This is a genomic window from Methanobrevibacter millerae, assembly GCF_900103415.1.
Taxonomy (GTDB): Archaea; Methanobacteriota; Methanobacteria; order Methanobacteriales; family Methanobacteriaceae; genus Methanocatella; species Methanocatella millerae.
The window spans coordinates 1-25993 of sequence record NZ_FMXB01000009.1 but is presented as its reverse complement, the minus strand read 5'-3'; the positions used below and the strand labels follow the sequence as shown (position 1 = coordinate 25993).

Annotated in this window: 20 protein-coding genes; 19 read left to right on the top strand and 1 reads right to left on the bottom strand. The window is 36.6% G+C overall.

The annotated features are described in order from the left end of the window. Genes F3G70_RS06290 through F3G70_RS06275 form a run of 4 tightly spaced genes read left to right on the top strand, consistent with a single transcriptional unit; the run spans position 1 to position 6674 of the window. The gene (locus F3G70_RS06290) at positions 1–1134 is read left to right on the top strand and encodes a glycosyltransferase family 2 protein (protein ID WP_149731851.1); all 1134 of its coding nucleotides are present in this window, start codon (positions 1–3) and stop codon (positions 1132–1134) included. After that, positions 1131–2558, top strand: coding sequence for a glycosyltransferase family 2 protein (locus F3G70_RS06285; protein ID WP_149731850.1), 1428 nt, complete (start codon positions 1131–1133; stop codon positions 2556–2558). The genes F3G70_RS06290 and F3G70_RS06285 overlap by 4 nt, the downstream gene beginning before the upstream one ends. 8 nt (positions 2559–2566) lie before the next feature. Further along, complete coding sequence (locus tag F3G70_RS06280) at positions 2567–4102, top strand: glycosyltransferase family 2 protein (RefSeq protein ID WP_149731849.1); 1536 nt, start codon at positions 2567–2569, stop codon at positions 4100–4102. Positions 4103–4106: 4 nt separating this feature from the next. Then, the gene (locus F3G70_RS06275) at positions 4107–6674 is read left to right on the top strand and encodes a glycosyltransferase domain-containing protein (RefSeq protein ID WP_149731848.1); all 2568 of its coding nucleotides are present in this window, start codon (positions 4107–4109) and stop codon (positions 6672–6674) included. 172 nt (positions 6675–6846) lie between these two features. Here F3G70_RS06275 and F3G70_RS06270 read toward each other — a convergent pair whose 3' ends face one another. Further along, positions 6847–7947, bottom strand: coding sequence for a glycosyltransferase family 2 protein (locus F3G70_RS06270; protein WP_149731847.1), 1101 nt, complete (start codon positions 7945–7947; stop codon positions 6847–6849). Positions 7948–7995: 48 nt separating this feature from the next. Here F3G70_RS06270 and F3G70_RS06265 point away from each other — a divergent pair, with 48 nt between their 5' ends. The 15 genes from F3G70_RS06265 to radA all read left to right on the top strand — a co-directional run bounded on the left by F3G70_RS06265 (position 7996) and on the right by radA (position 25629). Further along, complete coding sequence (locus tag F3G70_RS06265) at positions 7996–9522, top strand: glycosyltransferase family protein (RefSeq protein WP_149731925.1); 1527 nt, start codon at positions 7996–7998, stop codon at positions 9520–9522. A 95-nt stretch (positions 9523–9617) separates the two neighbouring features. Further along, positions 9618–9884, top strand: a complete 267-nt coding sequence (locus tag F3G70_RS06260) for a hypothetical protein (RefSeq protein WP_149731846.1) — start codon at positions 9618–9620, stop codon at positions 9882–9884. A gap of 1 nt (position 9885) precedes the next feature. Next, positions 9886–10167, top strand: coding sequence for a hypothetical protein (locus F3G70_RS06255; RefSeq protein ID WP_149731845.1), 282 nt, complete (start codon positions 9886–9888; stop codon positions 10165–10167). A gap of 113 nt (positions 10168–10280) precedes the next feature. Beyond that, entirely contained in the window at positions 10281–11312 is a 1032-nt protein-coding gene (locus tag F3G70_RS06250) for a glycosyltransferase domain-containing protein (RefSeq protein WP_149731844.1), read from the top strand. Continuing rightward, on the top strand, positions 11313–12911 hold the full coding sequence (locus F3G70_RS06245; RefSeq protein WP_149731843.1) for a glycosyltransferase family 2 protein: 1599 nt from the start codon (positions 11313–11315) through the stop codon (positions 12909–12911). Continuing rightward, positions 12901–14484, top strand: a complete 1584-nt coding sequence (locus tag F3G70_RS06240) for a glycosyltransferase family 4 protein (RefSeq protein ID WP_149731842.1) — start codon at positions 12901–12903, stop codon at positions 14482–14484. The genes F3G70_RS06245 and F3G70_RS06240 overlap by 11 nt, the downstream gene beginning before the upstream one ends. 1 nt (position 14485) lies before the next feature. Then, a complete protein-coding gene (locus F3G70_RS06235; RefSeq protein WP_149731841.1) occupies positions 14486–15535 on the top strand; it encodes a glycosyltransferase family 2 protein in 1050 nt (349 codons plus the stop codon). Between the two features lies 1 nt (position 15536). Next, a complete protein-coding gene (locus F3G70_RS06230) occupies positions 15537–16583 on the top strand; it encodes a glycosyltransferase family 2 protein (RefSeq protein WP_149731840.1) in 1047 nt (348 codons plus the stop codon). A 6-nt stretch (positions 16584–16589) separates the two neighbouring features. Next, positions 16590–17675 carry a CDP-glycerol glycerophosphotransferase family protein gene (locus tag F3G70_RS06225; protein ID WP_149731839.1) on the top strand — a complete coding sequence of 362 codons (1086 nt, stop codon included), beginning with the start codon at positions 16590–16592 and terminating at the stop codon, positions 17673–17675. Beyond that, a complete protein-coding gene (locus F3G70_RS06220) occupies positions 17668–18627 on the top strand; it encodes a glycosyltransferase family 2 protein (protein WP_149731838.1) in 960 nt (319 codons plus the stop codon). The genes F3G70_RS06225 and F3G70_RS06220 overlap by 8 nt, the downstream gene beginning before the upstream one ends. A gap of 1 nt (position 18628) precedes the next feature. Continuing rightward, on the top strand, positions 18629–19585 hold the full coding sequence (locus tag F3G70_RS06215; RefSeq protein WP_149731837.1) for a glycosyltransferase family 2 protein: 957 nt from the start codon (positions 18629–18631) through the stop codon (positions 19583–19585). A gap of 6 nt (positions 19586–19591) precedes the next feature. After that, a complete protein-coding gene (locus F3G70_RS06210) occupies positions 19592–20449 on the top strand; it encodes a glycosyltransferase family 2 protein (RefSeq protein ID WP_149731836.1) in 858 nt (285 codons plus the stop codon). A gap of 51 nt (positions 20450–20500) precedes the next feature. Then, a complete protein-coding gene (locus F3G70_RS06205; RefSeq protein WP_149731835.1) occupies positions 20501–21904 on the top strand; it encodes an undecaprenyl-phosphate glucose phosphotransferase in 1404 nt (467 codons plus the stop codon). A gap of 147 nt (positions 21905–22051) precedes the next feature. After that, a complete protein-coding gene (locus F3G70_RS06200) occupies positions 22052–24676 on the top strand; it encodes an OB-fold nucleic acid binding domain-containing protein (protein ID WP_223166022.1) in 2625 nt (874 codons plus the stop codon). Between the two features lie 17 nt (positions 24677–24693). Next, the gene (gene radA / locus F3G70_RS06195) at positions 24694–25629 is read left to right on the top strand and encodes a DNA repair and recombination protein RadA (RefSeq protein ID WP_149731834.1); all 936 of its coding nucleotides are present in this window, start codon (positions 24694–24696) and stop codon (positions 25627–25629) included. Positions 25630–25993 lie beyond the last annotated feature (364 nt).

The window sequence follows — 25993 nt, the reverse complement described above, 5'->3', positions numbered from 1 at the left end:
ATGGGCATAAAGATTTCAGTGGTTTTACCGGTTTATAACGTTGCAAATTATCTTAGAAAATGTCTTGACAGCTTAGTTAATCAGACGTTTAAGGATTTTGAGGTAATATGCGTTAATGACGGGTCTACTGATTTATCTTTAAGTATCCTAGAAGGCTATTCACTTAGTGATTCAAGATTTAAAATAATTACTCAGGAAAATCAGGGCTTGAGTGGAGCCAGAAACACGGGAATCGAGCAAGTCGAAGGGGAATACGTTCTTTTCGTCGATTCTGATGACTGGCTTGAAGAAAATGCTTTGGAAGTATTGTATGAACATGTAAAGGGCTTCAGCTCAGACATTACAATGTTCAAGTTCAAGTATTACAATGAAAATACGGAAGAATATAGCGAAGGGCCTTTTACAAATCTGGAAGTAATTGATCCTTCTTTTTTCACAGGTAATTTTTATTATATGGATGTTATTGATATAATTTTTAAAATATCACATGCTCCTTTCAATAAACTCTATAAAACATCTTTTTTAAAGGAAAATGATGCCAAATTCCTATACGGTTCCTATTATGAGGATTTAGAGTTCTTTTATAAGGTATTTTTAAAGGCCAAAAAAGTGTCTGTTCTGCCGGAATACCTTTATTATTATCGCATCAGGGACCAGTCAATATCAACAAGCGGGGATGAAGGCTCATTTGACATATTCAACATACTGGAGACAACCAAGCAGCATTTCCTTGATGCAAAAGTTTACAATCAGATTAAGCAGGACTGGCTGATGTTCGTTATCGTTAATTTAAAGTATGTTTATTTAAGACTGAAAGAAGAGTTAAAAAATCAGTTCATAGATGTTATGAAAGAAAAATATTATGATTATGCATTGAATGAAGTAGTATACAGTGAAAAGTGGCATTATGAAGACAGGGCCTTTCATGAATCAATAATGATGGCCGATAACTATAAGGAATTTGATTTGAATTATGAAAGGGTATGCAATGAGATTTTAGCCAAGCATTATGAAACCCTGTCCAATGAATATAAAAAGCAGATTGACGAGCTGACAGCTCAAAACAATCAATTAAGAGAAGAATTGGGAAATGCTTCAGTCAAGAATAAATTTAAAAAAATAGTGAAATTATGAATCCTCAATTAAGCGTTATCATTCCGGTTTACAATGGAGAAAAATATCTCAGGCAATGTTTAGATTCAATTGTCGCTCAAAGCATTGGCATTGACAATATTGAAGTGATTATAGTTAATGACAACTCCTCAGATAACAGTTTATCAATCATCAATGAATATGCATCAAAATACGATACTTTCAGGGTGATTTCCAATGAAAGCAACCTCGGCGCAGGCGAGTCAAGAAACATCGCCATTAATGAGGTCAAAACGGACTACCTGACATTCATTGACTGCGATGACTTCATATCTCCAAATGCCTATGAAGATTCATTATTGAAAATAAGTGAAAATGATGCTGACTTGCTCGTTTTCAACTGGGAGACATATACGGGAAGCGACTATGTGGAGCCGATTAACATACACCAGCCGAATACTGATGAGAACGTGCTTTTAAATTCACTTGAAGACAATCCCAAATTAATATTTTCAACGGCTTCATGGAATAAGATATATCACAAAAGTCTATACAAATTCCTGAAGTTCTCAGGAGGTTTGTACGATGACAATCTTGCCGTTGTAAGCGCCATAATTAACGCTTCCAGAATATTTTTATCAAAGGATGCGACTTACTTTTACAGAAAGAATTTAACATCAACCACGGAAAACATCACTCCGCAGCATGGGCTGGACTTGTCTGAGTCAATCCGTGAATTGTACGACCTGAAAAATAAATTCGTTAACCTGTTAAACGTCAAGTTCATTAATGACGTTCTATTCTGGGTTTATTATTATGACTGGGCAATCGAAGATGAGATTTCCGTAATTTCAAAGCTCAAGGAATGTGCCTACAACGTTTCAGATAATGATTTGGATTATTTCAGGACGCTATATCCTGACTATGAAGTTTATTACAAGGATGACTGTTTAAACTTAAGCAGTTATGACAGCGAAACCTTCCTGGCCAAATACAAGTATTTCAATCGCCGTTTGCCTAAAGTGAAGACTTTTGCAAGCTTATATGTCGATGAGGGAAACGGCTTCAGTGAAGATTCAAGATTATTCATGGATTATGTTCCCAAAATCAGAAATAACGTATTGACATTTGATTTAAGCGCATTTGACAATATCGTTAATATTCGTTTTGACCCGCTTGAAGGGGCATTCATCAAATCAAAAATCAACAATGTCGAGGTATTGCAGGCAAACTGCATAAACTCAATAGATGATGAGTTGCAGATTTTTTCGAACTTGGATCCCAATTATATTTTAAATTGTGAAGTTAATAATGAATTAACAATAGATTTTGACCTCTATTTCCTGAACAACGATGAAATAGCAGGTCTATTCAATTTAAAAGATAATATTATCAATGAAAAAAATAATATTATAAATGAGATTAACAAAGACACTAAGAAAAGCAGATTCAATTTTTTAAAGTAGGTTAACTTATGGTAACGTTTAAGGATTTCTTAATAAAATCAAAATTCAATGTCAAAAAGGCAAAGCTTTATGAAGAAAGCTATGATAAGATAATGGAGTCAGGTCTCTTTGATAAACAGTATTATCTCAAGGCTTATCCTCACGTTGAAAAGGCAGGAATGGATCCTCTTTTCCATTATCTATTCTATGGAGCAAGCGAATTTAAGAGTCCTTCACCAACATTCAATCTAAAGAAATATCTGCAGGATTATCCGGAAGTTACAAAAAACAATCTGAACCCTCTGATTCACTACATAGACAATGGACATGAAGGATTTAGGATGGATAAGAATCCCTTTGCCTTGAGAAGAGAAAAGATTATAGATACAAATAAGTTATTCCTGTCCAATTACGAATTTGAAACGGAACCTCTCGTTTCCATTATCATTCTTACAAGAAACGGCATTAATCATTTAAAACGTTTATTTAAAGACTTTGATGAAAAGACCAACTATTCGAATTATGAAATAATCGTCGTCGACAATGCCTCAGGCGACGAATCCGTAAGTTTTTTGAAGTCACTGGACTTGCCTATTACGGTAATTGAAAATACAGAAAACGTCAGTTTTTCAAAAGGAAATAATGACGCTGCCAAAGTGGCAAACGGAGAATACCTGCTTTTGCTGAACAATGATATTGAGCCTACATACGGCTGGCTGAACGAGCTTGTAGGATGCATGCTTGAAAACGACAATGTGGGTTCAGTCGGAGCCAAACTGATATTTCCGTACTATGAAGACATGAATAATCAGCCCAAGTCGTTTACCATTCAGCATGCGGGCGTAAAATTTAGAGAAGAAAGAACTCCCTATATTTACGGTCCCTATCATGAGCACATGTTTTCGACCATGATATTTTCAAGCGACGTAAACCACCAAAAGGAAGTCATTTCCAATACCGCAGCATGCCTTTTGGTTCCTAAAGAGCTTTATCTGGAGCTTGATGGGCTTGATGAAGGATATTTCTACGGTTATGAGGACATCGATTTCGCATTTAAATTATACAAAAACGGTTACAAATCCATTTTCAATCCATTTGCATTATTGTTCCACCACGAATCAGCAACCCGTGTTGAAGACGTTGCGGAAAAAAACAGGCTGAATTATCAAAACATAATGCATTTCTATGATAAATGGGGAGATTTCATTTTTAAGGAGATCTTAACAGAAAAACTCAACAACGAGAATTTCTTCACCAACAAGAAACTTGATTTCTGTATCGTTTCCAAAAACGATGAATTTATAACTAAATTGGTGAAAGATTTAAACAATATGGGCTTCAACGTCAAAATAGTTCCCTGCCTGAAGGATTGGGACATTGGAGACCACTGCGACATATTAATATCCAACGATAAGAATTATGACGTTGAAAAATTAATCTGCAGATTGAACCTAATCAAGGTATTGATTTCTTCCGATGAAGATTCAAGATATGATATCTGCCTGGAAAAATCAGATAATTACGCTGATGACTTGTTAAAAGCTATTAAAGAGAAATATTTGTGATATTATGGGTTATGATGAAATTTACGAAACTTATCAAGAGCTTTCAGAGGAGCACGTTAACAGGGATTTATTCAATCATTCAACACAGTCCGCTGAAGAAACAATTGAAGACATTAAAAATAACAAGATAGCTATTTACACGGCCTTTACAGGTGATTATGACACTTTAAAGCATCCTGAAGTAATAGATGAAAACTGTGATTACATATGCTTCACTGATAACCCTGAATTAACCTCAGACCTTTGGAAAATAATCCCTATGGAGGATTCCATTCTTGACAACAACAGAAAGGCCAAGCAGTATAAGTTACTCCCTCACAAATACCTTAAAGATTACAAATACAGTTTCTGGCTAGATGGAACCTTTAAAATCAAGGGAAGCATCCGCGAATACATCTATAAATACATCAAGGCCAATTCGCAAATGCTGGTTGTGGTCCATACCGAAAGGGACTGCGTTTATGAGGAATATAAGGCTTCCAAAATCATTCCGCGCTATCCGAGAGCCGTAATGGAAGAGCAGATTGAATTTTATCGTTCCCAGGGCTTCCCTGAACATTACGGTTTAGGTGTTATGGGTGCGCTTTTCCGCCAGCACAACCATCCGGATGTCATTAAGGTAATGGAAGACTGGTGGGATGAAAACATCAAGTATACAAATCAGGACCAGCTCAGTTTTGCATATGTGGCCTGGAAAAATGATTTCCATCCTTCCGTCAGCCGTGTTTATTACTGGGACAACGAATACTGGGCAAAGGAAGCTGGAGATTATCATCATAAGGTCATTTTCACCACTCCGATTACCAGTGACAACTTAAGGGCTAAAATCGGCGTTGAAGTCGAGAATATGGAGCTGGGCGATAGCATTGACTTGTCCCGAGAAGAGCTCTATCTGCTTGTAAATGACGTAAAGGGAATGGCAGGCTACAGAATAGATACCGCCGGCAGAATAGGATATCTTCAAAATGAATACAATGAATTTATGGGCTCAAATTCCTTGAAATTAACGAAGCCTTTAAGGGTTGCAGGAGATTTGGCACGTAAGGTAAAGCACAGCCATTACTTGAAATCCCTTAAAAACTCAAACGTTAATGCAACCGTAGAATTGGAAGAGTATTCGGCCATTAAGAATTTGGGCATTATTAATGAGTCAAACTATGCTCACATACATCCGTGTCTTGACCCTATATTACATTTCATTGAAGAGGGCTCAAAAACGGATTCAATTGACGATAAAATGAAGTATGTTGACCCGATTTTTGATTTATACTATTATATCACTGTTAATGATGTCAGAGATGAGGATCCGATTCTCCATTATCTCAGAAAAGGAATTCACATGAAATTAAGGTTCAACAGGAAATATCCTAATTTCGTAGATAATATAACTGAAAATTTACATCTTCAACTTGATAATTTCGCCACTGACCGCATTAAGAAGGAATTGGATTCAAACAGGTATATAACCGATTCCAAGGTATTGATTGATTATATTGTCACTACAAAGGAATTCAAAACCGATACCATTAAGGTAGGTGTATTTTTAGAGGATAATTTTGACAATATGAATGCCTGTCCTTTCATAAGAATCCATACTCCATTTTCAAAGCTTTCCGAAAGCGGAGACTATCATTTCTTTATCTATGGTCAGGAAATTATGCCCCTTTTGGACATCGATAACATGATTAATGCCCATATATTTGATGTTATTGTCGTTCAAAGGGTTAATCCATTTTCAAATCAAATATTAAAGAAGGCAAAGAAGCATAACATTAAAATAGTTTACGAAGCCGACGATGATTTCCTAAATATAGATCCTGAAAATCCTTCTTACCATTATATCATAAACAATTTCAATAACATTAAAAAGCTCGTAACCAATTCTGAACAGATTGTCGTAAGTACTAATGGTCTGAAGGAACGTTTCAACAAAATGGATCTCGATAATGTTGAAGTAATCAAAAACTATTACGTTAACGATTCACTTCCGCTAAAGGCATTTAAATTCAGAGGAAACGAATTCATTAAAATAGGATATTTCGGAACATTAACTCATGGTGACGATATTGAGCTGGTTCGCAATGTAATCTTAAGGTTAAAGGAAATTTTTTCCAAAAAGGGAATAACCGTATTGTTTGAAATAGCGGGAGCATCCCTGGATGAAAATTCAGACTGGTTCAATATTATAAAAATCCCTTATTATCCGATGTCAATGCATACATTTTACGATTGGCTGGGAAAACATTCTGAATGGGACATTGGTATCATTCCATTGGTCAACACGGATTTCAATAGCTGTAAAAGCGAGCTTAAATACATAGAATTTGCAGCTTTGGGTATTCCTGTCGTTGCAAGTAATGTTGAGGCTTATAACAGGTCCATTAAAGATGGGGTAAACGGATATTTGGCAAGCAATGAAGATGAATGGGTGGATAAAATGTCTTTATTAATTGAGGATCCGGTATTGAGAAACGGTTTTGTCAACAATGCCCGTGACGATATTTTAGAGAATTACAATTTAAAATCCCGTGTAAATCAGTGGGATGAGATTTTTAAGGGGTTAATTGAGTAATTGGTTAATTTTTCCTTTAATTACATTTATATAGTAAAAATTATAATAAGATTATCAAAGGAAAAAAATTCCTTTTTAAACCATGGATGAAAATTTCTAATCAATGTCTTATGTGAGTTTTACACATTTTGTGTAATTCTGACATTGATTAACCTTTAAAATTTCTAATTTTTTAAAATAACCTTTCCTTTATATTGTTTATTTTATATTTAAACCATCCTTTTGTTGTTTGAAGCGTAGCAACCTGTTGCCTTTTTTGATTCAGCTCGTTTTCAAGATTATAAATTCTGTTTGTAAAGAGCCGATAATCTCCCATTTGCATATATGCTTCATCAAGGTTTCCGGCCACAATCTGTGTGATAATGCTTTTTATGGCATTGTTTTCAGGGAAAGGTTCATTATTTTCAAGCTTTTCAAATAATGGAATGGATTTTTCAACCAGTGTCTTTTTATCTTCTAAAGAAATTGTTTCGCTTAAGGCAACATCGCTGAGCCAGCAGGACAAGTGCTGGTTGAAAATGGTATCGTAGTATTTGCAGGCATCGTTTTTCTTTAAAACGTCAGCGGTGTATGAATAGCCGTCAATTAACCCGTTCAGGTAATGCATGCCTTTTGAAAGGCTGGTTGATGAGTTGTCTCCAGTTCTTAATCTGAAATTATATACAATATCATTAATAAAGACTATTTTATTTGCATTAATGAAGCTGTCGACCATAAATGTCAGGTCTTCCGCAAATACGCCTTCTGGGAATGTTATTTCATGTTCAAGCAGAAATTCTTTAGGAAAAATCATTCTCCAGATATTGTTAATTGAGAAAAACAGGAGGTTTTCATCGATTGAATTTAAAATGATGTCTTCAGTAATCCAATCTTCGGTAACGAAGTAGTTTTCGCCGAATGACTGGAATTTTCCGATGGCCACATCACTGTTGTTTGCCGTAATTGCGTTGTACAGCTTTTCCACCGTATCCGGCAGATATTTGTCGTCATGATCGATAAACATTATATAATCGGCAGTACTGTTAGCTATTCCAATGTTTCTGGCTCTTCCCGGCGTTCCGGTTTTCTTTCCGGATTCGTATGTTTTAATGTTTTCATATTCTGCGCAATACTTGTCTATAAGCTCCTGGGTTGAGTCCGTTGAGTAATCATCGATTATAATCAGTTCGATATTTTCAAAGCCGAACGTCTGAGCCTTGATTGATTCAATGGTTGAGTCCAGAAATTCAACGCTATTGTAAGATGGAATAATAACAGTTACTTTATATGACATAAATTTATTTTTATGTTAACAGATATAAATAAATTAAGAGTTGAAATCATGCTTTTTTCCAAATCAATAAAAAATAACCCCAAAGCTTACATTGCGCTGAAGTCAAAGGGAAATCCCCAAAAGATTTCCAAATATCAAAAGGCTTATTCAAGGATTAAATCCCTTAAAGTCATTGATGAGGGCGGATATCTGGCGGTTCACAATAATTTAAATGATTTGGACTATATTCTCCATTACCTATACTACGGCATTAATGACCCTTTGGATGTCCAGCAGTCCTATGTCAGCGATGTTTTCAACCTTGATTTCTATAAAAATACTTATGGAAGCGAAAAACCTCTTTTGGACTATGTTACTGACGGTTTCTTTAAGGGCAATTATATTAATGCCCTGGATAACGGCTACATTAATACACTTGAAATGGACCTTTATAAACAGTATTTTTCAAATGAAAAGTCCAAGGTCGAGGATATAGTTTCAACTTCCTTTTACATTCGGGACAAGAAAACCCTGATTCCATACATTCAGCGTGAAAATCCGGTTGACATTGAAAGGATTCGCGTGGGGGTTTTCACCAACGATCCCTTTGAAAATCTGGCGCCATGCCCTTATATCAGGCTTCACGAACTCTTCAGCGAGCTTTCAAAAAGCGGAAAATACACATTTTTCATGTATGGGATGGATTCCTATGCTATGATGAACATCGAAAACATCCTAAGATGCAGGCTGTTTGACGTTGTCGTGGTTCAAAGGATTCTTCCGTTTCTTGATCTTTTGCGTGAAAAGTGCGAGAAACTGGGCATCAGGCTAATTTATGAAACCGATGACGATTTGCTGGGCGTTGAGGAAAACAGCCCTTCATATGAATACGTCAACAGGGTTTCACAGTCTATCATCGATTATATTGACGCATCAGATGTCGTTACCGTTACAACTCCAAGCTTGGCTTCAAAATTCGATGATAAAAAGACTGTCATCATTCCGAATTACTATGTCAATTCAGTTTTTGACATCAAGGATGACGTTAAATCAGAAGGGCCTTTGAAACTTGGCTATTACGGTACCCTTACCCATTCCAAGGATTTGTTTTTAATAAAAAATGTCATTTTGAAACTTAAGGAGAAATACGATTTCGATTTTGAGGTAATCGGCGGATTCAACGCTGCCGACAATGTGGATGAAGACTGGTTTAAAGCGGTCGAACTGCCTCCAAACAATATGGATTTTGAAAATTTCATGCCATGGCTTTCAGATACGATTGACTGGGATATTGCAATTGTTCCGCTTGAAGATTCACCTTTCAATCAATGCAAAAGCGAATTGAAGTTTATTGAACTTGCCGTTTTGGCTGTTCCCGGCGTATATTCCGATATGTGCGTCTACAACTCTGTCATCACTGATGGTGTTGACGGATTTTTGGCTAAAGATGATGAGGAATGGCTTGAAAAAATAGAAAAACTTATTTTAGATAAAGATTTAAGACATCAAATCCGTCAGAATGCTTTAGATAAGGTTTTAAAGGATTATGATATCAAAGACAGAGTTCAATCCTGGGATGAGATTCTTTCAAATTAAGGATAGTTTTATATATTTTTAAATGTTAATAGTATTTAGTAGAAGGATTGTTATTCGGAAGGTATCTTCCGGTCTACTAGGGAAATGGTGATTTGATGTTGGAGGAATATTTGCCGTTTGTTGGATTGATAATATTCGGAAATATTGAAAATTTAGTTTTATCCTCGCAAGGGGTTGTGGCTGGTGTTAATCCAGTGAAATTGGGAATTGCAAGTTTTTTAGCAGTGGCTATGTGGTTAACTATCGGAACCTTTGGAACTCAAATTGCTTTGCCATATGTGGATTTTATTGATTTTGCCGGTGGATTGATTATTTTTGTTTTAGGCGCTCAGGCGATGCTTGAATCCATTAGGGGTGAATAAAATGGGCAGCGAACTGAAGCAATTCATAGGATTGATTGTTTTTGGAAACATTGAAAATCTTATTTTAGCCGCTCAGGGAGTAGGCGCCGGTGTCAATCCTGTAGGTTTGGCATGTTTAAGTTTTATAGCTGTTTTCTGCTGGCTTTTAATAGGTACCATGGGTACAAAGGCTGCTATTAAATATGCACGTCACATTAATTTCATAGGTGGACTTGCCATATTCATTTTAGGTCTTCAGGCAATGATTCAATCAATTCCTGGAATAATGTCATTTTTCCATTAGAATTCTTTTTAGAAAAGTATTTCCCTTTTCTAATCTGACTTATTTTTTAGATATATTTAATTAATATCAAAAAGATATTAAATATTAAATTATAATTTGTTTTGCTGATTTTTATGAATGAAAATGTGGATCCCTATGAAGTAATAAGAACTAGATATGAATCTAATGTTAACAGTTTCATTTTAAGCGACTTGTTTCAGCCTACGCTTGAAGTTGATGAAGAACTGATTAATGACATTGAAAATAATGAGCTTGTCATATACACGGCATTCACGGGCGATTACGATTCCCTTAAAGAACCGGAATTCATCGACAAGGATGCAAGATATGTGTGTTTCACTCAAAATCCCGATTTAAAGTCTGACACTTGGGAAATTATTCAGATGGAAGATTCCACATTGGACGACAACAGGATAGCAAAGCAATACAAAGTCTTTCCAAACAGGTATTTCCCGGATTTCAAGTACAGCTTCTGGCTTGACGGAACCTTCAAAATCAAGGGAAGCATTCGCGAATATGTCTCTAAATACATCAACTCCTCCATGCTGACAGTTGTCCATCCGGAACGTGACTGCATATTTGACGAAGCGGCTGCGTCAATGCATTTTCCCCGCTATTCTAATTACACAATGTCAAAGCAGGTTGAAAAGTACAGAAATGAGGGAATGCCCCTTCATTACGGACTGCCTGTGCTTGGAGCGCTGTTCAGAAAGCATGATGATCCCGAAATCGTTTCATTAATGGATCAGTGGTGGAAGGAGATTATCATATTTACAAACCAGGATCAGCTGAGCTTTTCATATCTGATGTGGAAGAACAATTTCCATCCTTCAGTTGCGCCTGTATACTATTGGATTAATGAATACTGGACCAAGGAAGGCGAATATCATCATAACGTCGAACTGGAAGACTACATTACAAGCAGAAATCTGATTAAGTCCCTGGAAGGCAATATTCAGGAGAAAAATACTCTCTCAAAAGAGGAAATCACTTTGCTTTTCAATGATATCGATGCGCTAAGGGATGAGGCCGAGGCTTTAAACCAAATCAGAAATCACTGGGACAGGCAAATTACGGACATTCAAAATTCAACATCCTGGAAATTGACCAGTAAACTCCGAAGCATGAAAAACAAGGGTGATTGAATGGGAAAAAATATTTTTAAATTGCTGTCTTCCTCCAAATTTGATTACAAGTCTTCCATAATGCACCGCAAATATTATGATGAAATCGTCAAATCAGGATTGTTCGACGCTGAATTCTACTCAAATACATACAGTGACGTTTCAGGAGACGAATTAACTCATTACTTATCAAAAGGTCATAAGCAGGGCAAATTGCCTTCACTGGAATTTGATACGGACTCCTATTTAAGGGCATACAATGACGTTGGATATTCAGGAGTCAATCCCGTACTGCATTACGTTGCCTACGGCAAGAAAGAAGGCAGATATTACCAGCCTGCTTACTGTGTCCGAAGAAAAAAGGAGATTTGCGAAACCAACCTTGCATTTTTATCCAATTACGAGTTCGATGAGGAACCTTTGGTATCAATCATTATCCTAAACAGAAACGGAATCGGCCATTTAAGACGTTTATTCAAGGATTTTGATGATAAAACCAATTATTCAAACTACGAAATCATAGTGGTCGACAATGCATCCACGGACGACTCCGTCAGCTATCTTAAATCCCTGGACTTGCCAATTCGAATTATCGAAAACGACATTAACGTCAGCTTTTCAAAAGGAAACAATGACGCAGCCAAAATAGCCAACGGCCGATATCTGCTTTTGCTGAATAATGACATCGAGCCTACATACGGCTGGTTAAACGAATTAGTAGGAACGATGTATTACAATGACGATGTGGCTTCCGTAGGAGCTAAACTTGTTTTCCCTTATTATTTCAATTCAAACAGACATTTATCATATAAAATACAGCACAGCGGTGATATTTTCGCTGAAAGGATGTCTCCATGCTGTTTGTATGCAATCAACAAGTCAGATTCAAGGTTGGATATATTCGATTCTTTACTGACCTGCAATAAACGGTGCGTTGCGGTAACGGGAGCCGTTAACCTGATAGACAAAAAAGTATTCGATGAGCTTAACGGCCTGGATGAAGACTACGTTTACGGACTTGAAGACGTTGATTTCTGCCTGAAGCTGCACAAAAAAGGCTGCAGGATTTTATTGGCCGGAAACGCATTATTGTTCCATCATGAATCAAGTACCAGAGTTAAAAGCGAAAGCTATTTTGAAAATGATAAGCATAACTATGAAGTCTTCTGGAACAAATGGGGTCAGTACCTCTCCAGGGAAATGCTTCTTGATAAGCTTCACTCCACAGGCTTTTTCACTGAAAAGCATCTTAAAATAACGATTATCGATGAGAAAGGTTCTTCCAATAAAGAATTAATTTCAGACATTTCAAAAAAATTCAACGAACATGACTTTACTGTTGAATTGATAGCGGATATGGAAAACAACTACATAGGAAACTCTTCCGACATTCTGATTTCATTTACCGACAAATACGACTTGAACAATATCATTTCTCGTGATGATATCGTAAAGGTCATAGTAAACGATTCCGATTTGAAAACGGATGATTATGATATTTCAGTTTCATTTAATGGGCAGGAATCAAATTCCTTGCACAGTATCGTTATAGAAAATGATTTCGCCGAGGAATTCTTAGAAAAGCTTGAAAAAATAATATTGGATGATTATGAGTTTTAAAAATAAACTGTTTGCCAAATTTCCAAAAAAGTATATTTCCTATAAAATCAAGGATAAAAAATATGCTCAAGAAATTATGGATGCTTACGACGCCATCCGTGAAAATAATTTGTTTGACGACGACTTTTACTTGAAAAAGTATCCCAAAGTCAAATCCTCCAAAATGGACCCTTTGCTTCATTACCTTTTTTTCGGATTTGGGGAAGGAAAAAAGCCAAACGACACCTTTGACGGCGTTTTTTACAAGAATCATTACAGTGACGTTAACATCAATCCTTTAGCCCATTACGCATTATATGGAATGAAGGAAAACAGACTATATAAAGTTGAAAACAGGGATTTAAGCGAGTATTGCGATGAAAACACTAAAAATATTCTCTTTGTACTTCACGAAAAGATAGGAACAATCGGCGGGACGGGCTTTTTCAACATGGATATTATCGATCACCTTCCGGATGACTACAGCACCTTCATATTGACTTCAGACGGCGAGGACGTTGAACTGTGGAAGGTTATGGACCATCTCGAAAAGATTGCAAACTATAATGTTGGCTTCGATACGGATTATTCCATAATAGACAACGACGGAAATGTCATCACCGATGGCAATTTTGACGAGCTGTTTTTCAGTCAGGATTTGGCTATCATTTACTCAAACATCCTTTCAAAATTAGACATAACTTTGGTTCATATTAATCATTTAATTAATCATAGTTTCGATTTAATTAAACACATCGATGAAAAATCAATTCCATTTTTGGTTAATCTACATGACTTCTATTATATTTGCCCATCTATTCATTTAGTCGATGGCAATTGTCAATACTGCAATTTCAAATGCGATGGATGCGGTGGCATTTCAAAGGATGAAAGCTTAACTAACGATAAAATACTTAATGAATGGCGTAAATTAACTGAAATGGTGTTAACAAAGTCATGTGCAAACATCGCCCCTACCCAAAGCGTAATCGACATTTATCATGAGATTTTCCCTGATCTGGATAATTTCAAGGTCATCGAGCACGGCGTGCACATTAACAAATCCGGCTTCACTCCCGAGCTGACTTCAAATCCAATCAGGATTCTTGTTCCCGGCCATGTATCTCCGCATAAAGGCTCTCTTTTAATAAAAGAACTTAAGGAAATGGACAGGAAAAATAACCTGGAGCTGCATTTTCTTGGAACAACGATTCCAAACCTTAACAGCTATGGTATAAACCATGGAAAATATGAAAGAAGTGATTTCAACAATCTGGTCAGCCAAATAAAGCCTTCATTCTCATTGATACTATCAACATGTCCTGAAACCTATTCATACACATTAACGGAATCATGGATGGCAGGCCTTCCGGTCGTTGCAAGCAATCTGGGCGCATTAAGTCAAAGAATCGCTTCAAGCGGAGGGGGATGGCTGGCCGACTGCACCAATGTTGATAGTGTATATAAGTTAATCATTGATATCAATCAAAACGATTATCAAAACAAGCTTTCAAATATATCCAATATCGAATTTAAAGACGTAGACGAAATGTGTGGTGAATACATTAATTTATACAATAAATTAACAGATTAAAATGTCCGATTATAAGATAACAGTAGTCATTTCTACATATAACACAGGAGATTACCTGAACGAATTTCTCGATTCAATAAAATCCCAAAGCCTGGGCTTTGAAAACATCGAAGTCATTTTTGTCGATGACAAGTCCACAGATGAGGCCACATTGGAGCTATTAAGGGAATTGGACGAATCATATGAAAACGTAAAATCAGTGTTTCTGGATAAAAACTCTGGATTTCCTGGAACGGGAAGAAACACGGGCCTTGATATGGCGAGCGCAGATTACGTAATATTTTCAGACCACGACGACACATACACGCCCAAAGCTTTTGAGGTAATGCTCGATAAGATTGCGGACAACGACACACTGATTTCAAACTTCAATCAGGTATTTACGGACAAAAGCATTCCATTCAAGTCAATATATAAGGATGCGGGTGAAATTATGGTTTCAGACATTTCAGAGGATGAAAACCTTCTGAGAGTTCCTGCAGCCATTTGGACAAGACTCTTCAGAAAGGAATTCCTCATTGAAAACGGCATAAGGTTTTTGGAAGGCATGCTGGCTGAAGACGTTTATGTTGCAACCTATTCATGCCTGAAGGCTAACGGAATAATTTATCTTAATGATTTTTATTCTTATAATTACAAAATAAGAGATAGCAAGCATGACAAGTCAACGATTCATGTAAGAAACAGGAAATATATCGAAGCAATTCTGAACGGTTACTACAGGATTGATGAAATGCTTGTGGATTTAAACGAGACCTCATACGGCAAGACAATCTTTAAAAGCCATCTCACGTCATGGCTCTACACTATAGTCTTATCCAAGCTAAGCGATGAGGACAAAAAGGAATTGTTCATCAGGTCATGGGATATATTTGACAAATATTATTCAAAGGATCCCTATTTCAAAAACAGATACGACAAGCTGGTTAAATTAATATTGAATAAAAGCTTTGATGAGGCCGTTACAGAATCAAACAGATTGGCTAAAACCCAAGGAAATATGAATGACAGAGGCATATTTTCCAGAATAAAAAACAAATTGGCAAGATAATATGGATAAATATAAGGTAAGCGTTGTAGTTCCGACATATAATTCAGGTTTATTCCTAAATACGCTATTCGATTCAATGATGTATCAGAGCATCGGTTTTGAAAATATACAGGTTATTTTCGTCGATGACAATTCTACTGATGAGTATACGTTATATCTGCTTGAACTATTCGATGAAAAATTCAGCAACGTCACCTCAGTCTTATTGGATGATAATGACGGATTTCCGGGCAGGGGACGCAATATCGGATTATCTCTGTCACAGGCAGAATACGTTGTTTTTTCAGACCATGACGATACCTACGTTCCAAACGCCTTTGAAGTAATGTATGAGGCCGCAAAAAAGGAAGATGCCGATGTTGCAATCACAAATTATTTTAAAATCTATCCGGAAAATAAAGTAAGGGTTCAAACCTCTTTCAACGGAGAAAATATTGTTGTCAAGGATTTCACCGAAGATTTGCGTTTATTGGATATAGATCCCGCCATCTGGTGCAAGCTATTCAGAAGACAGTTTCTAGTTGACAATGACATCAGGTTTCTTGAAGCGATGCTTGCGGAGGACATGTACTTCTATATCAAGTCAGTGGTCAAGTCAAAATGCACAGTTTATCTGGATGATTTTTACAGCTATAATTACTTCATTCGTAACATCGAAGGGGATAAGTCAACCATCCACATCAGGAATATGAAATATCTGGGAAAAATGGTTGAAGGTTACTGGAAAATAGATGATTTCATAACGGAGGCAGATTTATCCGAATATTACACAGAAATTTTCAATAAGCACTTCGTATACTGGATAACCAGCCTGATATTGAGTGACGTCAACAAGGATGAAAAACTGGAGTTGATAAAGTCTGTAAATGAGCTTCTGAAAAAGGATGTTGAGGTTTTGCCGGGCTTTAATGAAAGGATTTATTCGACCTTGACCAAACCGATTCTCGAAGACAATTACGAAAAAACCGTTAAGAATCTGAATGCCATCAGGCGATACAGAGGAATTTTAGGGCTGCTGAGTGAAACCTTTTCAAGAAACAGGAGATAATATAAAATGTTTTTTAAGCACAAAGTATTTGGAAAATTATTCAATCTGTTCACCAAATTCCCTATTAATGACAGGTCAGTTTCATTCATAATCGATTCCAACGAATCCTTCAGCGGCAATCTGGAATATATTAAAAAAGAATTCGAAAAGAGAGGAGATTACGAGTATAACTTTTATTATAAGGATAAAATCTCTTTAAATTCCTTCAAGAAGCTTGCAACTTCAAAATACATTTTTTTAAACGACAATTTCTTTCCATTCGCTTTCATGAACTTTAAGGATGAAAGCGAGGTTATTCAGCTGTGGCACGCTCCCGGCGCCTTTAAGAAATTCGGCGGAAGTGTTGAAAACGCTTCAATGCTCAAGTTAATATCAGACAACACTGATTATCTGATTATCACTTCCAGACATATTGAGGACTATTATGCAGAAGCATTTCAGATAGATAAATCAAAAATAAGGCCATTGGGGCTTCCGAGAGCTGACTATTACTTTAAAGACCATGACATTTCAAAGCTGAAAGGGGATTTAATAAAAAAGTATGATTTGAATCCCGATAAGAAAATAATCTTGTACGCTCCAACTTTCAGGGAAACGAGTGAGTTCAACAACGTATTCAATTATCTTGACATTAACAGGTTCAATGAGGAACTCTCAGATGACTATACTCTGCTTTTAAGGCTTCATCCAAAAATCAGGAAGTTTTACGGCGATGATATTTCGGCCGCTTCGGGATATGTCGACTGCAGCGACTATAAAAATGAACAGGAACTAATGTTAATATCTGACATGTTGATAACGGATTATTCATCAATAATGATAGAATTCGCACTTTTAAACAAGCCTATAATATTTTTTGCATATGATTTGGATAATTATTTGGCAAATGAACGTGGATTTTACCTGGATTACAGAAATGATCTTCCGGGGCCTATAGTTTATGATACCGACGAGTTAATTAATGTCGTTAAAGAAGGCGTTGACACTTCAAATTTACAGGCATTTGTTAAAACCCAATTTGATGCAATGGACGGTGAAGCATCCAAAAGGGTAGTTGATTTTGTTTTAAATGAAGGTGGGCAAAATGGATAATTTCAAGATGAGCGTTATAGTTCCGGTTTTCAATGAGGCCGAATATATATCCACGGCACTGGATTCCATCATCAATCAGAATTTCGATTCGTTTGAAGTGATTGTGGTGGATGACGGATCAACGGATGACACCTTAAAAATTGCTGAAGATAAGCTGTCAAGTTCAGGAGTCCCTCACAAAATCATCCATCAGGAAAACGGTGGCGTTAGTTCAGCCAGAAACAGGGCAATCGATGAGTCCAACGGCGAATATATAGTTTTCGTTGATGGGGACGACTATATTTTGACGAGCCATTTATCCGAGCTCTACAATCCGGATCATGACTTTAACCTGATTCAGATGGTTAAAAAGGAAAATGATGATGTTACAACTCCACATTTTTATGATGTAAGCGAGATCGCAACCAGGGATTTCATTGCCCAGGAGCTTGAAATGAAGATACCATTCAATTTCGTTCAGCTATCATACAAAAGAAGCATTATAGTTGAAAACGGCCTTAAATTCCGAATAGACGTTAGCTACGGTGAAGACACGGATTTTGCCCTTAAGGCGCTGAGTTTAGGTAACAACATGGGAATAAGCAATGAGATAACCTATTATTACATTCAGCATGAGGAGTCATTAATAAGCACATCCAAGCTTAAGCGTTTCGATTACATTCCTGTTTTGGAGGATTTGGCTAAATTTTTCGAAAAAAACAATCAGGATGATTTGGCCGGATTAATACACACGTCCAGAATTCCAAAAGCCATTTTTGGAAACATGAACTATTTCTTCTATAAGGATTACGATTTTGACGAGGTAATGGAGAAAATGAAGGAACTGGATTTATTCGATAAACTGGCTCAGTTCAAGGGGGATAAAAAATTTGCCCTTAAAATTAGGTTATTTTTATTAAATCCAAAACTATATTATAAAATGTGGAAAAAATTTAAAAATTCTATAGATTAATATGAAGGTTTCAGTAGTAACGCCAAATTACAATGGGGCGGAATTTCTCAAGAATTATTTTAAATCGCTCAACGAAGACAGTGAATGCATTGGGGAAGTGATAATAGTCGACAACGGATCCGATGATTCCAGTCTGGATTATATTGAAAGCAACAGCTTCAATTTTCCTGTTGTCGTAATCAAAAACGATGAGAATAGGGGTTTTGCTCCTGCAGTAAATCAGGGTATTTTAAAGGCAAAATTCGATTATATATTCTCCCTAAACAATGACACTGAAATCGAAAAAGGCTCAATTAAGGCAATGCTTGATTTAATTGAAGATGAAAAGGTTTTTTCCGTTCAGTCAAAGATGCTTCAATCAGACAACAGAAAATTAATAGACGATGCGGGCGATGAGTATAATATACTTGCATGGACTAAAAAAATCGGCGAAAACCAGCCTTCAGGCAACTTCAATGAAGTTTTTGAAATATTTTCAAGCTGTGCCGGAGCGGCATTATACAAAAAGCAGCTATTGGAAAAAATAGGCCTTTTCGATGACAATTATTTCGCTTACATGGAAGACGTTGACTTGGCAATCAGGGCACAGATTAACGGCTATAAAAATTTGTTGTGTCCCGACGCCATTGTTTATCATATCGGAAGTGCAACAAGCGGCAGCAGGTACAACGAGTTTAAGGTAAAAATCGCTGCCCGAAACAACGTCTGGACGGTTTACAAAAACATTCCTATTCCCTTTAAGATTATAAATTTCATATTTCTATTCATAGGATTTTTCATCAAATACGTTTTCTTTTCAAGGAAAGGATTCGGTTCCCTTTACATGGAAGGAATAAAGGAAGGCCTCAATACAAGATCCAATCTTGAAAAGGTTAATTTCAAAAAATCAAACCTGAAAAATTATTTTCGGCTAGAGTACAAATTAATCATTAATGCATTAAAATTCTTGAAAAAGTGAATTATCATGGACTTATCTATCGTTATAGTTAATTATGGGACGTTTGAATTAACAAAAAATACTGTCGAATCGGTTTTAAAGTATTACTATCCGTTCAGTGTTGAAATTATCGTAGTGGATAATGCTTCTCCGGACGACAGTTTATCAAGGTTAAGGCAATATTTTAATGAGAAGGTAAAATTCATCCCGGCTGAAAAAAATAAAGGTTTTGCTGCAGGAAACAACCTTGCATTAAGGACTGTTGAATCAAAGTACGTTCTGCTTTTAAATTCTGACACGGTAGTTTGGGAAAACACTTTAATGGATATTTATGATTATATGGAGTCTAATCTGGATGTTGGGGCTTGCGGATGCCAGGTGCTTCTGGAAGACAATTCCCTTGATAAGGCATGCAAAAGAAGCTTTCCAAACGTTAAGAACTCATTTTTCAGATTGTTCCATATTCCAACCAAAAGCAAGGATGACAATTATAACCTGAACGATCTGGATGATAATGGGGTTTATGAGATTGATTGCCTAACGGGTGCTTTCATATTCGCGAGAAAGGAAGTCCTAGATAGCATAGGATTGCTTGATGAGACATTTTTCATGTACGGCGAGGACATTGACTTATGCTACCGAATTAAGCAGGACGGATGGAAAATAATTTATTATGGAAAGGATAAGATAACTCATTTCAAGGGAGCAAGCAGTAAAAAACAGAGGCCAAAGCTTATTTATGAGTTTTATAGGGCAATGTATGTCTATTATAAGAAACACCATGCACATGAATCAAATTTTTTAACGAATTGTGTTGTTTATTTAGGGATTGCAGTATTGTGCATTTTGAAACTTTTTTTAAATATTTTTAAAACAAAAAATTAAATATTAAATAAAATTCATATCATTATATTAACTAATTTTCGTGGTAAATGTATGATAAAAGAAAATCAAAGAAAATTCAATCTATTAATGGTTTTGCTTGATGCGGTGGTTATAGTCCTATCCCTGATAGTTTCATGGATATTGAGATTTAAAACTACCCTGTTCGGGCCAATCGGAGGACATCTGCCTCTTCAGTATTATGTATTGTTCCTGGTATTTGCCGTAATTCCAGTTTATTTAATACTTTATTTCTCTTTTGGATTATATAAGCCTCGAAGAACCTATAAAACGATATTTTCTGAAGCTACACAAATAATAAAGGTTAATGTTGTAGCGTTTGTCGTGCTGGTAGCTATATTATTTATTTTAAATCAGCCAGACTTTTCAAGGATAATGCTTTTCCTTTTGGCAATCATCGCTACGGTCTTTGGAATAATCGAGAGATTTATCATAAGGAGCTTCCTTAAAAAGATTCGTTCGGACAATAGGAACTTGAAGCATATTCTAATTGTCGGGGACAATGATTTGGCATTCACCTTCGCACGCAAAATCAGAAACAATCCGTATTTGGGTTTTGATATTAGTGGATTTTTAGGAAGAAGTAATCGTGTTGGAATGGAAATTGAAGGAAGTAAGATAATCGGCGCATTCAAGGACCTTGATAATATTCTGGAAAACAACAGCTTTGACCGTGTCGTTCTTGCAATTCCATTGAAATATTATTATAAGATTGACGAGCTTGTGGAAAGCTGCGAACGTGTTGGAATAAAGGCGGAAATCATTCCGGACTACATTAGATATTTCCCGGCTCAGCCGTCAGTGGACATGATTGAGGACATTCCGATTATTAATATAAGATATGTTCCCTTGGACGATTCGTTCAACAGGTTTGTAAAGTACCTTTCCGACTACATAATATCAATCATTGCAATCGTCATAACTTCTCCAATCATGCTGATAACGGCCATTGCAATTAAGCTGACTTCCAAAGGACCTATCATCTTCAAACAGGAAAGGATAGGCCATCACGGACAGCCCTTTGAAATGTACAAGTTCAGAAGCATGAGAGTCCAGAATGCAAGCGACGAGGTATCGGAATGGACTACAAGGGACGATCCGAGAAAAACAAGGGTTGGAGACATTATCAGAAAAACCAGTATTGACGAGCTGCCTCAATTCTTCAATGTGCTTAAAGGTCAAATGAGCGTTGTCGGCCCAAGACCCGAAAGGCCTTATTTTGTCGATGAGTTCAGAAAGGAAATTCCAAAGTATATGGTCAAGCATCAGGTCAGGCCAGGCATAACCGGATGGGCTCAAATCCATGGCTGCAGAGGAGATACCTCTATCAGAAAACGTATAGAATATGATATCGAGTACGTAGAAAACTGGCACATGGGTTTGGACTTAGGCATAATGATTAAAACAATCGTTAAGAAAAATCCTAATGCATATTAATAATCACCACATTTTTCAATCGAAAATTGTATTTTAAGCGATTTTTATCCTTTTAATTTTTGCCGATTACTTATCACACGCTCTTTCTAAGAGTTTATATATTGATAATTTTAAATTAATAATTAACTTTCCAATGAGGGGTTTGGTATGGATAAAGAAATTTTAGAAGAATATAATAAAGTCAAAGATTTACTCTCAGAAGAAGAATTTTTAGCTGAAATGGAAGAAATACGCCCAAACTTCAGTGATTTGCCTTTTATTAAAGAAGTGGACTTAGCCGCTGAAGTAGTTAAAAATCATATCGGTGCTGAAAACATTTCATTAACTGAAAATTCTGAAGATAATGCAGATGAAAATAATGATGATTCCTCTTTTGAAGAAGTTGTAATGACAGAGGAACTTTTGGAAAAATATAATCAGGTCAAAGAGTTTCTAAGCGAAGATGAATTCCTTGAAAAAATGAATCAGCTTAAAAGGGAAAATTCCGAAGTTTCATTCATGAATGAAGAGACCTTTGCTGATCAGATTATCGCATCATACGTCAAAAAGGAAAACGAGCTTTTAACCGAGAAGGAAGAATATTCAAGCGATAGCATTGGTCTGCTTGAAGACGGCGATAAGGAAAAATCATTTACAGGAATTGTAACGTCAATCAGCAATCCTAGATCATTCAAGACACGCAAAGGAAACTCCGGTAAGGTCTGCAATGTTGAAGTTGAAGACAAAACCGGAAAGATACGTGTAGTATTATGGACCGAAAACATAAAGCATCTCAAAAACATCTCCGAAGGAGACATTGTTCAGGTCGCAGGAGTTGACATCAAGGACGGATATTCCGGTCTGGAAGCTCAAATGAGACCAAGATCAGTATTCAAACTTGCACCTGACGCTGACCCTGCCGATTATCCTGAATATCACGAGGATATTACTCCAATCAGTGAAGTTCAAGCCGATACTAAAGTAAATATTATAGCAAGAATTACAAGAATCCCTGCAATCAGGTCATATAATAAGAACGGCAAGGATGGAAAGGTAGCTTCACTTGAACTTCAGGATGCTTCCGGAAATATTTCTTATACCTTATGGAACAACAACGTTGACTTAATCAAGTCCCTTGAACTGAACGACGGAGATACCGTCAAGATTCTTCAGGCTCAGGTAAGGGAAAGAAACGGCGAAAAATCCCTGACCCACTGGGATGGAAGAATTATCAAGGGGGACTATGACGTTCCTGAATTTGATTTTGAATTGTCAGATATCGGCGATTTGGATGAGGATGACAGTGACGTATCCATCATCGGAGTAGTCACTAAAATCCAGGATGTTAAAAAGTTCGTCAGGAAATCAGACCAAAGTGAAGGTCAGCTGAGAAACTTCCACTTAACCGATGACACCGGCTCCATTAGAGTTACCCTTTGGGGAGACAGTGCGGATATAGATATTAATAAGGGAGATGTCGTCAAATTGATTGGCGGAAACGTAATTTATGATGAATACACCGCAGAAGGTCATTCCATTAATACCAATTTCTCAACGCAGATAACTGTCAATCCTAAAAACCTGTCTGATGAGCAATTGACCGCATTCGATGCCATTAAGGAAAAATTACAGCCAGTTTCAATCGAACAGGTCGCATTAAGCGATGAGGAAAACGTTGATTATGATGTTATGGGTAGAATAATGTCTGTAGGAGACGTCAGAACTTTTGAAAGGGCAGATGACGGTAGTGAAGGCCGTGTCCGCTCAGCATTGTTCTCTGACGGAACTGAAGTTATTCAGCTGTCATTATGGGACGAAAAGACCCAGGAAGATCTTGAAGTCTCAGCCGCATATCTCATTGAAAACGCAAGAGTAAAATTCACAATGGACAGCATCGGCTTAAATATAGGCGGTTCTTCAAGGATAATTAAATTATCAGAAGAGGATGCCAAGTTCCTGCCTTCATTCGAATCATTGGAAAAAATGATTTATGAATATCGTGAAATTTCAGAATTGGACGAATATGATGAAAACGTTTTCGTTGTAGGCAGAATATTTGAAGTCTTTGATGTTCGTGAACTGGAAAGAGATGACGGCAGCAAATACCTGCTCAGAAATATTGAAATTGCAGACAACTCTCAAGCCATTAGAGTTTCTTTATGGGGTGAAAATGCTAAAAGAGAATTTGATGTTGGAGAACCTATTAAAATTCAAAATCCTAGAGTGGATTTATACAACGACCAGTTAACCCTAAATGTTGGAGGATCTACAGCCATTGTAAAACCTAGTGATGATGAATTAATGAAACTTCCTTCTTATGAAGAACTTAAGGAAGCCATTTACGTTCCAAAAGACATTGAAGCGATTGAGGACAATGACGTTAATGTACGCATAACCGGTACCCTTGAAGACTTAAACCCGGACCGTTTGCTCCTGAGGAAATGTCCTGACTGCGGAAACTCCTTAGGCGACGCTGAAATCGAAGGCGAAACCACTTGCCAATATTGCGGTTCCGAATTCGAAGAAGCAAACGTCACATTAATGATTCCTGCAACAATAAGGGATGACACTGATGAAATAGGCCTCACTTTCTTCGATAAATTGGTTGAAGAGCTCCTTGAAATGCCTAAAGATGAAATCGTCAACATTGTCAGTGATGATCCTGGAGCTTTAGATGGCAGAATTGAAGATTTAGAAGGTTTAACTGTTGAAATTATTGCTAACGTTAGTTATGATGAATATAATGAGACTAGAAAACTCAACCCAAGAAAAATTTTACAAAAATATTATTAGATTAAGGATGGATTATTATGGTGGAATTAGAAGATTTACCAAGTGTTGGTGAAAAAACAGCAGAAAAATTAAGAGACGCAGGTTTTGCAGATATGATGAGATTGGCTACTGCCACTCCTAAAGAATTATCAGTTAAAGCAGAAATCGGTGAAGGCGTTGCTGAAAAGGTAATTGAAGCTGCACGTAAAGCTGAAAACATTGATTTTGAAACTGCTTACGATGTTTTGGAAAGAAGAAAAGAAGTTGGCCACATATCTGTTGGAAGCAAAGGATTCAACGACTTAATCGCTGGAGGAATCGAAACTCAAGCTATTACTGAAGTATTCGGTGAATTCGGATCAGGTAAAAGTCAGATTTCTCATGAATTGGCTGTAACCGTTCAATTGCCTGTTGAACAAGGCGGTCTTGATGGTGAATGTGTATTCGTTGATACTGAAAACACTTTCCGTCCTGAAAGGATTGAACAAATTGCCAATGCTTTCGAATTGCCTGTTGATGAAGTCTTACAGAAAATCCACGTAGCCCGTGCTTTCAACTCTGCTCACCAAATATTAATGGTTGACAAAATTAATGAGCTTATCCAATCCGGTACAAATGTTAGATTGGTAATCGTCGATTCATTAATGGCTCATTTCAGGGCAGAATACGTTGGAAGGGAGTCTTTAGCTGTAAGGCAACAGAAATTAAACCAGCATTTACATTCACTTCAACAAATTGCCAATACCTATAATGTAGCTGTATTCCTTACCAATCAGGTACAGGCTAAACCGGATTCATTCTTCGGAAGCCCTACTAAGGCTATTGGTGGACATGTATTGGGACACGCTTCCACATACAGGATCTGGCTTAAAAAAGGTCTTGCAGGTAAAAGAATTGCACGTTTAGTGGACAGCCCTCATTTGCCTGAAGGTGAATGTGTATTTAAAATTACTAGTGAAGGTATTGTAGACTAAATATCTTCATAATTTTTTTCTCTTTTTTATCATAATATTGCAAGAATACCCCAACATCTTCTAGGTTGGGGATGAATTGCACAATGGGGGGGGTGTTTTTTTTTATAATGTGTTAGTATTGGTATGCGTTTGTAATAAACGGTTTAAATACGTTTTTGATTATATGAATTATTTTGATTAATTATTTGAGTAGGAATCAACATTCAGTATACAAATTAACTTTTCATTTTTGGCGTTGGTTTATATAAAATAATCGTAGGAAAGTGATTAATCACGATATTTTTTTTTGATTATTTTTTGATGGAATATTTTTTTTTTATTAATAAAATTGGTCAGATTTATCAAGGATTTTTATTGTTAAGGA

Bases quoted from the DNA above. Each gene is read 5' to 3' on its own strand.
- F3G70_RS06215 (WP_149731837.1), top strand. From the start codon at position 18,629: ATGAAGGTTTCAGTAGTAACGCCAAATTACAATGGGGCGGAATTTCTC.
- F3G70_RS06235 (WP_149731841.1), top strand. From the start codon at position 14,486: ATGTCCGATTATAAGATAACAGTAGTCATTTCTACATATAACACAGGA.
- F3G70_RS06225 (WP_149731839.1), top strand. From the start codon at position 16,590: ATGTTTTTTAAGCACAAAGTATTTGGAAAATTATTCAATCTGTTCACC.
- F3G70_RS06255 (WP_149731845.1), top strand. From the start codon at position 9,886: ATGGGCAGCGAACTGAAGCAATTCATAGGATTGATTGTTTTTGGAAAC.
- F3G70_RS06220 (WP_149731838.1), top strand. From the start codon at position 17,668: ATGGATAATTTCAAGATGAGCGTTATAGTTCCGGTTTTCAATGAGGCC.
- F3G70_RS06240 (WP_149731842.1), top strand. From the start codon at position 12,901: ATGAGTTTTAAAAATAAACTGTTTGCCAAATTTCCAAAAAAGTATATT.
- radA (WP_149731834.1), top strand. From the start codon at position 24,694: ATGGTGGAATTAGAAGATTTACCAAGTGTTGGTGAAAAAACAGCAGAA.
- F3G70_RS06290 (WP_149731851.1), top strand. From the start codon at position 1: ATGGGCATAAAGATTTCAGTGGTTTTACCGGTTTATAACGTTGCAAAT.
- F3G70_RS06265 (WP_149731925.1), top strand. From the start codon at position 7,996: ATGCTTTTTTCCAAATCAATAAAAAATAACCCCAAAGCTTACATTGCG.
- F3G70_RS06270 (WP_149731847.1), bottom strand. From the start codon at position 7,947: ATGTCATATAAAGTAACTGTTATTATTCCATCTTACAATAGCGTTGAA.
- F3G70_RS06245 (WP_149731843.1), top strand. From the start codon at position 11,313: ATGGGAAAAAATATTTTTAAATTGCTGTCTTCCTCCAAATTTGATTAC.
- F3G70_RS06285 (WP_149731850.1), top strand. From the start codon at position 1,131: ATGAATCCTCAATTAAGCGTTATCATTCCGGTTTACAATGGAGAAAAA.
- F3G70_RS06260 (WP_149731846.1), top strand. From the start codon at position 9,618: ATGTTGGAGGAATATTTGCCGTTTGTTGGATTGATAATATTCGGAAAT.
- F3G70_RS06275 (WP_149731848.1), top strand. From the start codon at position 4,107: ATGGGTTATGATGAAATTTACGAAACTTATCAAGAGCTTTCAGAGGAG.
- F3G70_RS06205 (WP_149731835.1), top strand. From the start codon at position 20,501: ATGATAAAAGAAAATCAAAGAAAATTCAATCTATTAATGGTTTTGCTT.
- F3G70_RS06280 (WP_149731849.1), top strand. From the start codon at position 2,567: ATGGTAACGTTTAAGGATTTCTTAATAAAATCAAAATTCAATGTCAAA.
- F3G70_RS06250 (WP_149731844.1), top strand. From the start codon at position 10,281: ATGAATGAAAATGTGGATCCCTATGAAGTAATAAGAACTAGATATGAA.
- F3G70_RS06210 (WP_149731836.1), top strand. From the start codon at position 19,592: ATGGACTTATCTATCGTTATAGTTAATTATGGGACGTTTGAATTAACA.
- F3G70_RS06200 (WP_223166022.1), top strand. From the start codon at position 22,052: ATGGATAAAGAAATTTTAGAAGAATATAATAAAGTCAAAGATTTACTC.
- F3G70_RS06230 (WP_149731840.1), top strand. From the start codon at position 15,537: ATGGATAAATATAAGGTAAGCGTTGTAGTTCCGACATATAATTCAGGT.